General features: G+C 30.7%; 10 protein-coding genes and 1 pseudogene. 9 read left to right on the forward strand and 2 right to left on the reverse strand.

Annotation, left to right across the window (positions count from 1 at the left end):
- Positions 1-193 precede the first annotated feature (193 nt).
- The 7 genes and pseudogenes from Ctaglu_RS06200 (at position 194) to Ctaglu_RS06230 (ending at position 7,859) form a co-directional block, all read left to right on the forward strand.
- Positions 194-1,072, forward strand: a complete 879-nt coding sequence (locus Ctaglu_RS06200; protein ID WP_124999141.1) for a MurR/RpiR family transcriptional regulator — start codon at positions 194-196, stop codon at positions 1,070-1,072.
- Between the two features lie 189 nt (positions 1,073-1,261).
- Positions 1,262-2,614, forward strand: a complete 1,353-nt coding sequence (gdhA, locus tag Ctaglu_RS06205) for an NADP-specific glutamate dehydrogenase (protein ID WP_124999143.1) — start codon at positions 1,262-1,264, stop codon at positions 2,612-2,614.
- A 194-nt stretch (positions 2,615-2,808) separates the two neighbouring features.
- A complete protein-coding gene (locus tag Ctaglu_RS06210) occupies positions 2,809-4,035 on the forward strand; it encodes a BaiN/RdsA family NAD(P)/FAD-dependent oxidoreductase (protein ID WP_124999145.1) in 1,227 nt (408 codons plus the stop codon).
- Between the two features lie 34 nt (positions 4,036-4,069).
- Positions 4,070-4,735, forward strand: coding sequence for a (d)CMP kinase (cmk, locus tag Ctaglu_RS06215; RefSeq protein ID WP_124999147.1), 666 nt, complete (start codon positions 4,070-4,072; stop codon positions 4,733-4,735).
- Positions 4,736-4,770: 35 nt separating this feature from the next.
- Positions 4,771-5,610, forward strand: a pseudogene (locus Ctaglu_RS06220) (4-hydroxy-3-methylbut-2-enyl diphosphate reductase); the annotation flags it as partial.
- Positions 5,611-5,814: 204 nt separating this feature from the next.
- Positions 5,815-6,873, forward strand: a complete 1,059-nt coding sequence (locus Ctaglu_RS06225) for a CotS family spore coat protein (protein WP_233439698.1) — start codon at positions 5,815-5,817, stop codon at positions 6,871-6,873.
- 113 nt (positions 6,874-6,986) lie between these two features.
- On the forward strand, positions 6,987-7,859 hold the full coding sequence (locus tag Ctaglu_RS06230; RefSeq protein ID WP_124999151.1) for a GNAT family N-acetyltransferase: 873 nt from the start codon (positions 6,987-6,989) through the stop codon (positions 7,857-7,859).
- A 214-nt stretch (positions 7,860-8,073) separates the two neighbouring features.
- Here Ctaglu_RS06230 and Ctaglu_RS06235 read toward each other — a convergent pair whose 3' ends face one another.
- Positions 8,074-9,384, reverse strand: a complete 1,311-nt coding sequence (locus tag Ctaglu_RS06235) for a pyridoxal phosphate-dependent aminotransferase (protein ID WP_124999153.1) — start codon at positions 9,382-9,384, stop codon at positions 8,074-8,076.
- 243 nt (positions 9,385-9,627) lie between these two features.
- Positions 9,628-9,786: a hypothetical protein gene (locus Ctaglu_RS25040; RefSeq protein ID WP_185732601.1), complete on the reverse strand. Its 159-nt coding sequence runs from the start codon at positions 9,784-9,786 to the stop codon at positions 9,628-9,630.
- 293 nt (positions 9,787-10,079) lie between these two features.
- Here Ctaglu_RS25040 and miaB point away from each other — a divergent pair, with 293 nt between their 5' ends.
- Positions 10,080-11,414 (forward strand): tRNA (N6-isopentenyl adenosine(37)-C2)-methylthiotransferase MiaB, encoded by a 1,335-nt coding sequence (gene miaB / locus Ctaglu_RS06240; protein WP_124999155.1) that lies wholly within the window; start codon positions 10,080-10,082, stop codon positions 11,412-11,414.
- A 21-nt stretch (positions 11,415-11,435) separates the two neighbouring features.
- Positions 11,436-14,117, forward strand: a complete 2,682-nt coding sequence (gene mutS / locus Ctaglu_RS06245) for a DNA mismatch repair protein MutS (protein ID WP_124999157.1) — start codon at positions 11,436-11,438, stop codon at positions 14,115-14,117.
- The last annotated feature ends 11 nt before the right edge of the window (positions 14,118-14,128 follow it).

Consider the following 14,128-nt stretch of genomic DNA (forward strand, 5'->3'; position numbering starts at 1 on the left):
TGAAGAAATCAAGATATTATTGAGTAAATCTTAGCTGTTTAAAATAGAAAACAGCTAAGATTTCATAAGAAATGAATAATTTGTTGAAACTATGTTCAATAAATGATAAAATGAAATAAAAATTTCATTTATTTATATAATGAAATTTTTATTTCATTTTTTAAAAGTTAACATAGAAAGGATTGGGGTTATTATGGAAAACAACAAACAAGATTTGATGAGGGCTATTCAAGTGAAGTTTCCGCGTTTAAGTAAGGGACAAAAGTTAATAGCAGAATATATTTTAAAGCACTATGATAAGGCTGCTTTTATGACGGCTGCAAAATTAGGTTCTAGTGTAGGGGTAAGTGAATCTACAGTTGTAAGATTTGCTAATGAATTAGGTTTTAGTGGGTATCCAAAACTACAAAAATCTCTTCAAGAATTAATTAAAAATAAATTAACTACTGTTCAAAGAATTGAATTATCTAATGATTTTATTACGCAAGAAAATGCATTAAAAGGTGTATTAAAAGCTGATATGGAAAATATTCGCGCTACTCTTGAAAAGATAAATCATAAAACTTTTGAGGACGTAGTAAATTCACTATTTAAAGCTAAAAAAATATATATAATTGGACTTAGAAGTTCCTCAGCACTGGCAGAGTTTTTAGCCTTTTATTTAAATTTAATTTTGGATAATGTTAAGGTTGTTGCCTATGGAGTTAGCGATATATTTGAACAGATAATTAATGTTTCTGAAGAAGACGTACTGATTGGAATAGGATTTCCAAGGTATGCTACAAGAACAATTGAAGCTTTAGCTTTTGCTAAAAGCAGAAATGCTGATGTTGTAGCAATTACAGATAGTTTATTATCTCCACTTGCGGCTAAAGCTGACTACACATTAATTGCCCAAAGTAATATGGCTTCCTTTGTTGATTCTTTAGTAGCGCCGCTTAGTGTAATAAATGCATTAATTATTGCTGTTGGACTTCGCGAAAAAGAAAAAATTTCAAGAACATTTTCTACTTTGGAAAGTATATGGGAAGAATATCAAGTTTACTCTTATAAAGATAAGAATGAAAGATAATCCCGATAAAATATTCCTTTAAAATAATTATATGTAAATGTTTACTCTTTTTTTAAAAAATAATGTTTTATTTTAAAAATAAAGAAGGATTATTAAAAAATATATAGAATATACTATATATAAAGCAATTTAGTATGCATGATGGTATTAAATTGAATTTATACATTCATTTTTGGGAGGGATTAAGTTATGGAAACAAAAGCTTATATTCAACAGGTAATAGAAAATGTTAAAAAGAGAAATGCTAATGAACCAGAATTTTTACAAACAGTTCAAGAGGTATTAGGATCACTAGGACCAGTTTTAGAAAAACACCCAGAATATATGGAAGCAAATCTTTTAGAAAGATTTTGTGAACCAGAAAGACAAATTATGTTTAGAGTACCATGGATAGATGATGCAGGCGTTAATCAGGTTAATCGTGGTTTTAGAGTGCAATTTAATGGATGTATAGGACCATTTAAAGGTGGTTTAAGATTCCATCCATCAGTTTACATAGGAATCATTAAATTCCTTGGATTTGAACAAATATTAAAGAATTCATTAACTGGACTTCCAATAGGTGGAGGTAAAGGTGGTTCTGATTTTGATCCAAAAGGAAAATCTGATGCTGAAATAATGAGATTCTGCCAAAGCTTTATGACTGAACTTTACAGACACATTGGACCTGATGTAGACGTTCCAGCTGGAGACATTGGTGTTGGTGGACGTGAAATCGGTTATTTATTTGGACAATACAGAAGAATCAAAGGAAATTTCGAAAATGGAGTTCTTACAGGAAAAGGATTATCTTATGGTGGAAGTATAGGAAGACCAAGTGCTACAGGATTTGGTATAGCTTATTACTGTGAAGAAATGCTTAAACATGAAGGAACAAGCTTTAAAGGCAAAACAGTAGCATCTTCAGGTTTCGGTAACGTTGCTTGGGGTCTTTGCAAAAAAGTTGAAGAATTAGGTGGTAAAGTAGTAACACTTTCTGGTCCAGACGGATACATATATGACCCAGCTGGAGTACTTGGAGAGAAAGTAGATTACATGGTTGAAATGTTACGTGTAAACAAAGGCGCAAGAGTTAAAGACTATGCTGACAAGTATGGCTGTGAATTCTTTGCTGGAGAAAAACCATGGAATGTAAAAGTTGATATAGTAATACCATGTGCTACTCAAAATGATATTCATATTGAGCATGCTAAACAAATAGTTGCAAATGGAATAACAATGGTTTGTGAAGGCGCTAATATGCCATGTACTAATGAAGCCGTTGAATACTTCTTAGAAAAGGGACTTAAAGTAGGACCATCTAAGGCTGCAAATGCAGGTGGAGTTGCTACATCAGCACTTGAAATGAGCCAAAATAGTATGAGATTATCATGGACTGAAGAAGAAGTTGATGCAAAATTACATGCAATTATGGTTAATATATACAATAATTGTAGAGATGCTGCAGAAGAATTTGGATTTGGTTATAATCTAGTTGCAGGAGCTAACATTGCAGGATTTGTTAAAGTTGCAGAAGCTATGCATTCACAAGGAAGCTATTAATTATTAAGTAAACGTTTTTAAGAGAATCCCTTTATTGGGATTCTTTTTTCGTTTCACTTGTTTTTATCTTTATAAGAAAGCTTATTAGAAAAATCTATGCATTATTTTAAACTATTTTATTTATTTTAAATAAGGTTAATAGATTAATATATTATATTAAGTTATAATGGTAAGTATTATAAGGGAGTGATTAAGTGTCAAAAATAATTATTATTGGAGGAGGACCAGCAGGTATGATGGCAGCTGTTACAGCTTCATCAAAACACGAAGTGGTACTCATTGAAAAGAATGAAAAATTAGGAAGGAAGCTTTATATAACAGGTAAGGGTAGATGTAATATTACAAATGCGAAGGATATCGGTGATTTTTTTGAAAATATACCATGTAATCCGCAGTTTTTATATAGTTCACTATATTCCTTTACTAACGAAGATACAATGAATTTCTTCAAAGAGTTGGGAGTTAACCTTAAAGTTGAAAGAGGAGATAGAGTATTTCCGCAGTCTGATAAGTCTTCAGATATTATAAAAGCTTTTAGCACGGAATTAAAAAATAAAAAGGTTAAAGTACTATTAAACACAAAAGTGAAAAAGTTAATTAGAGATAATCAAAAGATTGTTTCCGTTGAGCTCGGTGATGGAAGTATTGTATTAGGGGATTACTTTATCTTATGTACTGGTGGTTTATCATATCCACAAACAGGTTCATCTGGTGAAGGCTTATCTTATGCTCGCGTTTTAGGACATAATATAATTAAACCTAGACCATCTCTAGTACCAATAGAGGCTGAGGAGGCTTGGATTCCGGATGTACAGGGTCTTTCTCTAAAAAATGTAGAATTAAGAATTACTAATAATAAAAATAAGTGTGTATATAAAGAGTTTGGAGAAATGCTTTTTACTCATTATGGTATTTCAGGACCTATTGTTTTAAGTGGTAGTAGTTTTGTAAAAGAGGGAGTAAAATTAAAAGCTTTCATAAATCTAAAACCAGCTTTAAGTGAAGTTGAGCTTGATAAGCGAATTCAAAGCGATTTCATAAAATATGCAAACAAAGATTTTAGAAACTCATTAAATGATTTACTTCCTAGTAAATTAATTAATACAATAATCCAATTATCTAATATTGATGAAAATAAAAAAGTGAATTCTATTACTAAAGAAGAAAGAAAAGTCTTAGTGAATTTACTTCAAAATTTGACTCTTAACATAAAAGGTCTTCGCCCAATTGAAGAAGCAATTATAACTAGTGGTGGAGTGGATACGTTGCAAATAGATGCGTCTACTATGAAGTCAAAAGTAATTGATAATCTTTATTTTGCAGGCGAAATGATAGATGTAGATGCATATACAGGAGGTTATAACCTTCAAATAGCATTATCAACAGGCTATTTAGCTGGAAATAGTGTAGGGGAAGACTAATACTATCATATTTATAAAGGGTGGGTGGAATATAATGAGAATTTCAGTTGCAATAGATGGACCTGCGGGTGCAGGAAAAAGTACTATTGCTAAAATGATAGGTGAAAAATTCAATCTTATGTATATTAACACAGGATCAATGTATAGAGCAGTTACACTTACGGCTATGAATGCAAATATCTCTGAAAAAAATGTAGATGATTTAGTTAAAATAGTAGCATCTTTAGAAATGCATTTTGAAGAGGATCATTTGTTTGTTAACAAGGAAGATTTGACAGATATGATAGGCATGCCTGTTATAAGCAATAATGTTTCAAAGTATGCAGCAGTTCCTAAAGTCAGAGAAATTCTTGTTAAGTTGCAACAGGATATAGCTAAAAAATTCAATGTTATTATGGATGGCCGCGATATTGGCACTGTTGTACTTAAAGATGCTACTTTTAAATTTTATTTAACTGCAAGCAGTGAAGAGAGGGCTAAAAGAAGATATAAAGAGCTAATTACTAAGGGCATAGATGTTGATTATGACACCATTTTAAGCGATATTATAAAAAGGGATTATATTGATACCCATAGAGAAGTTAGTCCACTAAAAAAAGCAATAGATGCTATAGAAATTGATTCTAATGATTTAGATATTGATGGGGTAGCGCAAAAAATGATAGATTATATTAATTCAAATATTAAAAATAATAATTAGTATTTTGTGAGATACCTTAATAAGGAGGAGGCAGAATGAAAAAAATAACACTTGCAGATTCAGCTGGCTTTTGCTTTGGAGTTAAACGAGCAGTAGATACAGCTTTAAAAATGAAAGAGAAGTACAAAAGTGAAATCTATACACTAGGACCACTTATTCATAATAATGATGTTGTGGATTTTTTAAAGGAAAATCTAATATTCCCTATAGAACTTGATAATATTGATAGCTTAAAAGAAAATGATACAATCATTATTAGATCACATGGAGTATCTGAAAAAGCGTTAAATGTTTTAAAAAAACATAAGCTTAATATAATAGATGCAACATGTCCCTATGTAGAAAATATTCACAAAAAGGTAAAGAAATACTACGATTTGGGATATAGTATTATTATTGTAGGGGATAAAGATCATCCTGAAGTTATTGGAATTAATGGATGGTGTAATGACTCAGCTTTAATACTTAAGAGTGGTGATCCCATTTTTAATATACCCAATAAAGTATGTGTTGTATCTCAGACAACTGAAAGGCAATCTACCTGGGAAGAGGTATTATCTGTGCTTATAAAAACAAGTAAAGAAATAGTTGCATTCAATACTATTTGTAGTGCAACAGAAGTTCGTCAAAAGTCTGCAGAGGAAATATCAACAAAAGTTGATGCTATGGTAGTTATTGGCGGGTTTAATAGTTCAAACACTACAAAACTTTATGAAATATGCAAAAAAAATTGCGAAAACACAGTACATGTAGAAAATTTATCAGGTATCCCGGATGAATTTATAAAAGATGGGAATTTAAAAAATATAGGTGTTACAGCAGGAGCTTCTACACCAGATTGGATTATTAAGGAAGCAATTATAAAAATCAATTCTGGTAAATAGATTTATAAAATTATAATGTTTACTATAAAAACGTGTAGCATAAATTATGCATACACGTTTTTTATGATTTATTGGGCTTCTAAAATTGTGGAATCATAAATAGGTTCTAAATAAATATCTTATTTGAAAAATTATTGAATACTAAATAAAATTAAGTAATATAATTTAATAGCACTATTATGGGGAGAGAAAAAATTGAAAGGGAATACCAGGGCAGCTCAGCACTTTAAAATAATTAACAATAAAGAGATGCAAGTATTAATAAGCGTAATGCATAAGTACAATATCCAATTAGTAACTGCAGAAAAAATTAGAGGTGCATACAAAATTACCGCAGATAGTGGCAATTTCTCTTTAAAGAGAATAAAACATGGAAGAAATAAAGCTAAAAATGGTTGTCTTTTAACAGAAGAGTTAATATTTAATAAATTTACAAATATAGCTAAGTATTTTAGAACAAAGGAGGGAGATTTTTATGTAAGGTATAAAAGTAGTATATTTTACTTAACAGAATGGCTAGAAGGCTGTGAATGTGATTTAACTGATATTGATGAAGCTGTAAATTGTACAAAACTTTTAGCCGAATTTCATAATAAATTAAATAAAATTGACCATAACAAAATTCATATAGGAAGAAGTTTAAATAATTGGCCAAAGATTTTCGCTAGTAATTTAAATAATCTTGAAAAATTCAAAAAAATAATTATTAGCAAAAGGATAAAAAATGATTTTGATGTGCTTTTTCTAGAAGGAATTGATAACTTTTATAATAGAGGATTGTTAGCCATTAACATGATAAATAAGTCACAATATTATAAACTATCAAAAGTAGCAAATGATGGTAAAACAATATGCTACAAAGACTTTTATAATCAGAATATAATTAAAAAGGAGGGAGAGTACTTTATAACTGATTTTGATAGTATTATAATTGATTTACAAATAAGTGATTTAGGAACTCTTATTAGGAGGTTGATGTTTAAAAAATCTTATGGATGGAACTTTGATTTTGCTAAAGCTCTAATTGAAGCTTATAATTCTATTAATAGATTGTGCAAAGAAGATTTAGAAATAATGTTTGCATTAATAATTTTCCCTCAAAAATTTTGGAGGTTAGGATATAGAAGGTATATAGATCAAAAAAAATGGTCCGAGACTAAATATTTGCATAAGCTAAAGAGGATTTTAAGCTACAGTGAAAATCAAGAGAAATTTTTTGCTGATTATTTGATTTTTTTGAAGGGATATTTATAAATAACAATAAACTTATTGTAAAAATATTATTAATAGATTTATAATTAGAATTGTATTATACTTTATCAGTAATCAAATATATTTAAAAATAAAAATTAATGGAGTAAAGCTAAATGTATAAATCAATAAGTCTAACTTTGAAAAACATTAATAAATTTAGAAAAATTTACCAATTTAATACTAATTTTAGTTTGTCAAATCAAGATTTCTTTCAACTCTATGATAACAGCAATATTATCCAAAGAATGTTTTTAAGGAAAAATGTAAACCTACTATTAGAAAAAAATACTTATATAGGTTATATATGGTTTGAAAAACATAATAAACATCATAGTTCTATTAACTCAATAAATGTAATCGGAGATAATAATTCAATTTATTATTATGAAACTTTAATAGGTCCATTGAAAAATGATAGTTTAATAACTTATGAATGTGAAGATAATGCAGTGAATATAGATATTTTAAGTAAATTAGGTTTTACTAGAGCTAAAGGTTTTATGGAACTTGAAAAACAGTGCACAGAATATATTAGTACCGCCCAGCCGAGGAACATTAGTTTTTCTATAGTAGAAAAGAATAAAGATGAAAAAGCACGATGTCTATTACAAAATGATATATTTAACAACGATGATAGGATTCCAATAGATATAGAAGATATTTATTATGATGAAGCACAGGAATACTATTTTGATAAAGGTGCAATATTTATTGAGCTGGATAAAATACCAATTGGATATGGTCAAATTATAATTGAAGATAAGGTGGCAATCATAGTAAATTTTGGGATTATAAAAAAATATAGAAAAGAAGGATATGGGAAAGTGCTACTGTGCTATTTGCTTAATATAGCTAGGGAAAATGACTTTTCTAAAGTGTCTCTGAAGGTAGATTCTAATAATGTTGATGCTTTTAGATTATATAGTTCACTTGGCTTTAACATTAAAAGAGAATTATATACTTGGGAAAAAACTAGACTTCAATAATATAACAGGAGGTATTATTACCTCCTGTTATATTATTGTATGTTTATTTAATTCCATATGTTTTTCAAGAGCTATCCCTGAAATTTCAATAGCATATTTTAATGTAGTGGTAACGCGATAGTATAATACAGCTAGTCCATTAGTTGCATAGAAACCTTTTGCAGGTGCAACCATTACTGCCTTATTATTATAATTGAAGGACGTTAATAACTATTTAGCGTGCTTTTTCATACTTCCTTAGAAGCTTAACGAATAGTTCAGGAACCTTTTCCATGTTTTCTGGAGTTTCTACGAATGCGATACGCATCTGAGTGCTTCCTGGATTAGCCTGGCCGGGGTTAAGGTCATAGAAACCTTTCATAGGTGCTACCAAAAGAGTTGTTTCTACTCCGTTTAAGTCCACAGAACCTTCCTTTGCACAGTACATAACAAATTTGATTGAATCAAATCCTGGTTTTACAACATTTCTAACATCAACTACTGAATATATAGATGAATCAGGGCTAGAAACAATCAGACCAGGGTCCAGTTCTCTCAGACCGTTATAGAATTTAAACATGATATTTTTGTAATACTCACGAATGCCTTTGCACCATCCATCAATCTGCTGCTTGCTCTCATGAGCCAGTGCTCCGAAGATATACTGACCTATTACATTGGCGCAAAGATTAGCAGTATATTCAGCTACTGATTGGGTATGGAACTCTTCATTATCAGTGATTAAAGCTCCTATTCTTAAACCGCAGGCACTCCATACCTTTGATGCGGTATCGATGCTTATTCTTCTGCCTTCTATGCCAGGTACATCTTCATCAGTGATTCCCCAAATGCTTACCAGGTCACCGTCAACATAAAATAGTCCACGATAAGCTTCATCGCTGATCATCCACATATTATATTTTACGCATATTTTAGCAAGCTCTTTAAGCGTTGCATAGTCGTAGAGCTGTCCTGTAGGATTGTCGTAAGGGATTACAAGAAGTGCTCCAGGATTGTGTTTTTTAATGGTTTCTTCAATTTTGTCAAGCTCTGGAAGGCTGAACTTGCCATCGGCGCCTAAATTACGTTTTACTGTAACAGTTTTACGTCCGATTCTTTCTGCAAAAGAAATATAATTTGTATAGGCTGGGTCAATCATCATAAGAGGTTTATCATCAGTGCCTGCATCTCCGCAAACGCCCAGTAATAAAAGTTCCATACCAGAGGATCCGCCATCGGTTACCTGAACGAATAATTTACTAGTATCAAAACCTTGGCACCTTAGGATGTTTTTAAATGCATCCTTAGCTTCAGCTACACCGGCAGTACCTGAATATCTTACAATACCCTTTGCAAATGGGCTTTCAGGTGCATCCAATGAAAACATCCTTTTCTGCATAGCAGGATTTGTTGGTAGGGAAACGTTTCCAATTGCTACATTGACTAATGCAGGTTTAACTGTGCGCTCATCAAATTTGATCTGACCAAGTCTGACATCTGATGGCATCCTTTTCTTAAAATGTTCTGACAGTATTGGTTTATTCATAAAAATACCCCCTAAAAATATAATTATAATTTATAAAATAGTTACTTTCATATAATATTATATCAGGTTAATTAGATTATTGCTATAATGCTCAATTTATGGTAAATGAGTACTAAACCGCTAAAAACGGTAACAGGCGAGTTCTAATCCCTATAATTTAATTTTTTACTAACAGAATAAAAAGAAGTATCTTAATTAAATAAGATACTTCTTTGTTATAATGCACACTTCCTAAATTTAAAACTATTTAAAGTCTCTTATTATAATTTCTGCAGGTACATAAGGTACTGTTATATTTACCATATTAGTATGGGCACACATATAAAAATAACTCCTGTCACCTATACAATCATATTGTAATTGCTTACTTCTAAAATTTTCATCTTTTTTTGCATCATACATATAAAATCACTCCTCTTTAGGTATATTACCCAAAAATCAGAAATTTAATGTAATAGCTAAATAAATGAATATTAGAGAAAAGTGGAAAATAAAGAACATATTTACTTATAGTTTTTTTTATGTATTACAATACAATAGGACTACTATTATTAAAATCTAATTTAAACATATATTTCAAGTAAATTAATTAAATGATTAAATACATTGAAATATTAAAAATACCTTTAAAAAACCCTACACATTATATATAATAGGTAGATAGTAATACTTTTTTTATAAAGGAGAATGCACTAATGAATGAAATACTTAACTATTATATAGAAACATGGGGTTGTCAGATGAATGAGGAGGATTCCGAAAAATTATCCGGTATGCTAATACCTATGGGATATAAAAAAACTACGGATAAGGAAGCTGCTGATATAATTATTTTCAATACCTGTTGTGTTAGAGAGAATGCAGAGCAAAAGGTTGATGGGAACATAGGAGCTCTAAAGAATATGAAAAAACAAAATCCAAACCTTATAATAGCAGTTACTGGATGTATGATGCAACAGGAAGGTATGGCTAAACATATAATCACTAAATTTCCATTTGTAGATATTATTATTGGAACACATAATGCTTATAAATTTCCTGAGTACTTAAAAAGAATACAAGGCGGAGAGTCCTCTATTGTAGAAATTTGGGATAAAGAAGGCGCTATAATAGAAGGAATGCCAATAGACAGGGAAAGTAGTATAAAAGGCTTTGTTACTATTATGTATGGGTGCAATAATTTTTGTACTTATTGTATAGTTCCTTATGTAAGAGGGAGAGAGCGAAGTAGAACTCCAGAAGATATTATAAGTGAAATAAAAACTTTGGTTTCAGAGGGTTATAAAGAAATAACCGTACTTGGTCAAAATGTTAATTCATATGGCAAGGGATTAATTCCTGAAATAAATTTTGCAGAGTTACTCAGAAGGATTAACGATATTGAGGATTTAGAGAGAATAAGATTTATGACATCTCACCCAAAGGATTTATCTATTGAGGTAATAGAAGTAATAGCTGAGTGCGATAAAATTTGTGAGCAAATTCATCTGCCAGTACAATCAGGTTCAACTAATCTTTTAAACAAAATGAATAGACACTACGATAGAGAGCAATATTTGGAATTAGTTAAAAACATTAAAAATATACTGCCCAGTGTTGGACTCAGTACAGATATTATTGTTGGATTTCCAGGAGAAACGGAAGAAGACTTTGCAGAAACATTAAGTCTTATGGAAGAGGTAAAATTTGATTTAGCATTTATGTACCTTTATTCTAAAAGAAAAGGAACTCCCGCAGATGAAATGCTAGATCAAATACCAGATAAAATTAAGCATGAAAGATTTAATAGATTAATCGAAGTTGTTAATAGAACTTCTAAAGAAAAAAATGTAGAATATGTAGGAAAAATTGTAGAAGTACTGGTTGAAGGTTTTAGTAAAAATGATAAAAGCAAACTAACTGGAAGAACAAGAACAGGAAAATTAGTTAATTTTGAAGGCAATTACAAAGCTATTGGAGAGCTGGTATCAGTTCAAATAACCAATGCACATTCTTTTTCACTTATGGGTGAAGAAATATTAGGCGCATAGACAAGCAAGGGGGCATTATAAGTGGCATTAACTCCAATGATGGTACAATATTTTGAAATAAAAGAAACCTGCACGGACTGTATACTGTTTTTTAGATTAGGTGACTTTTATGAAATGTTTTTTACAGATGCAGAGCTTGCAGCAAAAGAATTAGAACTGGTGCTTACAGGTCGTGACTGCGGACTAGAGAAAAGGGCACCTATGTGCGGGATTCCATACCATGCAGCAAACACCTATGTGGGCAGGCTAATTGCTAAAGGATATAAGGTTGCTATATGTGAACAAGTAGAAGATCCAGCAGTGGCAAAGGGGATAGTTAAAAGAGATATAATTAAAATAATTACGCCAGGCACCTACACTGATTCTGGTTTTTTAGAGGAAAGTAAAAATAATTATGTTATGAGTATTTACATTGATAAAAAAACCAATTTCTGTGGACTTTGTTTTTGTGATGTATCAACAGGGGAATTTAGTTGCACGGATACTAAACTAAGCCTTGTTAATATATTAGATGAAATTTCAAAATTTAGTCCAAAAGAAATTATTGTATCAGAGGATATATCAGGCGATATGCTAAGTGCCATCAAAGAAAGATTTAATGTATCCTATTCATCTTATCCAAATGATTATTTTATAACAAAAGACTACACTTTAATAAAAAACCAGTTTAACAATTTTTGTGAAATCACCTTGTCAGAAGAATTACTGAGAAGTATTACAGGACTTCTCAGCTATATTATGGATACTCAAAGAAATTCTCTGTCACACATAGATACTATAGAATATTATGACATTTTAGATTATGTAAGTTTGGATGCGAATTCCAGGAGAAATTTGGAGCTCACAGAAACACTAAGAGATAAAACTAAGAAAGGTTCGCTACTTTGGGTATTAGATAGAACAAATACTGCCATGGGTGCTAGAAGGCTCCGCAAATGGTTAGATCAACCACTAATAAATAAAGCGTTAATAGAAGAGAGATTAGAGGTCGTTTCGGAATTAAAAAGTAATATATCCAGCCATGAAGATTTAAAAGATGTACTTACGGATATATATGATATAGAAAGACTTGTAGGAAAAATTTCTTCTAAAAATGTTAATGCAAAAGAATTGATTTCTCTTAAAAATTCTATAGAAAAAATACCAAAGATTAAATTGATTTTAGCAGGACTTAATAGTAAATTAATGAGGAAAATATATTTAGGTTTAGACGACTTAAAAGATATATATGATACTTTAAATAAGTCCATTATTGAAAATCCAGCTATTTCTATCAAAGAGGGAAATATTATTAAAGAAGGCTTAAATACTGAAGTAGATGAGCTAAGGCTAGCTAAAGCAAGCGGTAAGGAATGGATTGCTACCTTAGAAAATGATGAGAAGGGCATAACTGGAATAAGATCACTAAAAGTAGGATATAACAGAGTATTTGGTTATTATATTGAAATAACAAAAGCAAATATTCCACTAATACCTGAGGGCAGGTATATACGAAAACAAACACTATCTAATGCAGAAAGATATATTACTCCTGAACTTAAGGAAATGGAAGAAAAGATTTTAGGTGCAGAAGAAAAATTAGTAAATCTTGAATACGAGGTATTTACAGGTATTCGTGAAGAGATTGAAAAGCACGTTGAAAGAATGAAAAATACTGCTCAGCTAATATCAGAAATTGATTGTTTAAGCTCCCTTGCTACAATTGCCCTTGAAAATAATTATACAAAACCTGAAATAAATACAAAGGGTATTTTTAATATTGTGGGGGGAAGGCATCCAGTAGTTGAGAAAATGATGCCCACAAATACTTTTATTGAAAATGACACATATATGGATACTGTAGATAATCAATTACTATTAATAACGGGACCTAACATGGCTGGTAAATCTACCTATATGCGTCAAGTGGCCTTAATAACTATTATGGCTCAATTAGGGAGCTTTGTTCCTTGTGCGTCAGCTGATATATCTATATGTGATAAGATATTTACTAGGATAGGAGCTTCAGATGATCTTGCTGCTGGTAAAAGTACTTTTATGGTAGAAATGTGGGAAGTATCCAATATACTGCAAAATGCAACCAATAGAAGTTTAGTTTTACTTGATGAGGTAGGTCGCGGAACTAGTACTTATGATGGTCTAAGTATTGCTTGGTCTGTAATTGAGTATATTTGTAAGAATTTAAGCTTGAGGAGTAAAACCTTATTTGCTACTCACTATCATGAGTTAACAAAACTTGAGGGTATGATTAAGGGCGTTAAAAATTATTCTGTAGCTGTAAAAAAAATAGAAAATGAAATTGTGTTCATAAGAAAAATTGTACCTGGGGGAGCTGATAAATCCTATGGTATAGAGGTGGCAAAGCTTGCAGGCCTTCCAAAAGATGTAATTACCAGGGCAAGCGAAATATTAGAAGTACTAGAGAATCTTAATAATACTGAAATTGATTTAATCGACAAGAAAACTTCAAGTAAAAAAACTAATAATAAGAATGAAAAAAAGCTTGTTGAAACTGCAGTCAAAGAAGCAGCTATAGCTTATGAACCTAATATAGTAACAGATGAGGTCATTCAAATTAATTTTACAGACATAGAGAAAGATAATATATTAAATGAAATTAAAAACATAAATATCCTTAATCTAACACCAATGGATGGCTTTAATAAGCTATATGAGTTAGTTAATAGAGCTAAGTTGCTATAATAGCGAAGGAT

It is taken from the genome of Clostridium tagluense, from assembly GCF_003865095.1.
GTDB lineage: Bacteria > Bacillota > Clostridia > Clostridiales > Clostridiaceae > Clostridium_AD > Clostridium_AD tagluense.

Coding starts and splice junctions, on each gene's coding strand:
- Ctaglu_RS06200 (WP_124999141.1), top strand. CDS start 194: ATGGAAAACAACAAACAAGATTTGATGAGGGCTATTCAAGTGAAGTTT.
- gdhA (WP_124999143.1), top strand. CDS start 1,262: ATGGAAACAAAAGCTTATATTCAACAGGTAATAGAAAATGTTAAAAAG.
- cmk (WP_124999147.1), top strand. CDS start 4,070: ATGAGAATTTCAGTTGCAATAGATGGACCTGCGGGTGCAGGAAAAAGT.
- Ctaglu_RS06230 (WP_124999151.1), top strand. CDS start 6,987: ATGTATAAATCAATAAGTCTAACTTTGAAAAACATTAATAAATTTAGA.
- Ctaglu_RS06235 (WP_124999153.1), bottom strand. CDS start 9,384: ATGAATAAACCAATACTGTCAGAACATTTTAAGAAAAGGATGCCATCA.
- Ctaglu_RS25040 (WP_185732601.1), bottom strand. CDS start 9,786: ATGTATGATGCAAAAAAAGATGAAAATTTTAGAAGTAAGCAATTACAA.
- miaB (WP_124999155.1), top strand. CDS start 10,080: ATGAATGAAATACTTAACTATTATATAGAAACATGGGGTTGTCAGATG.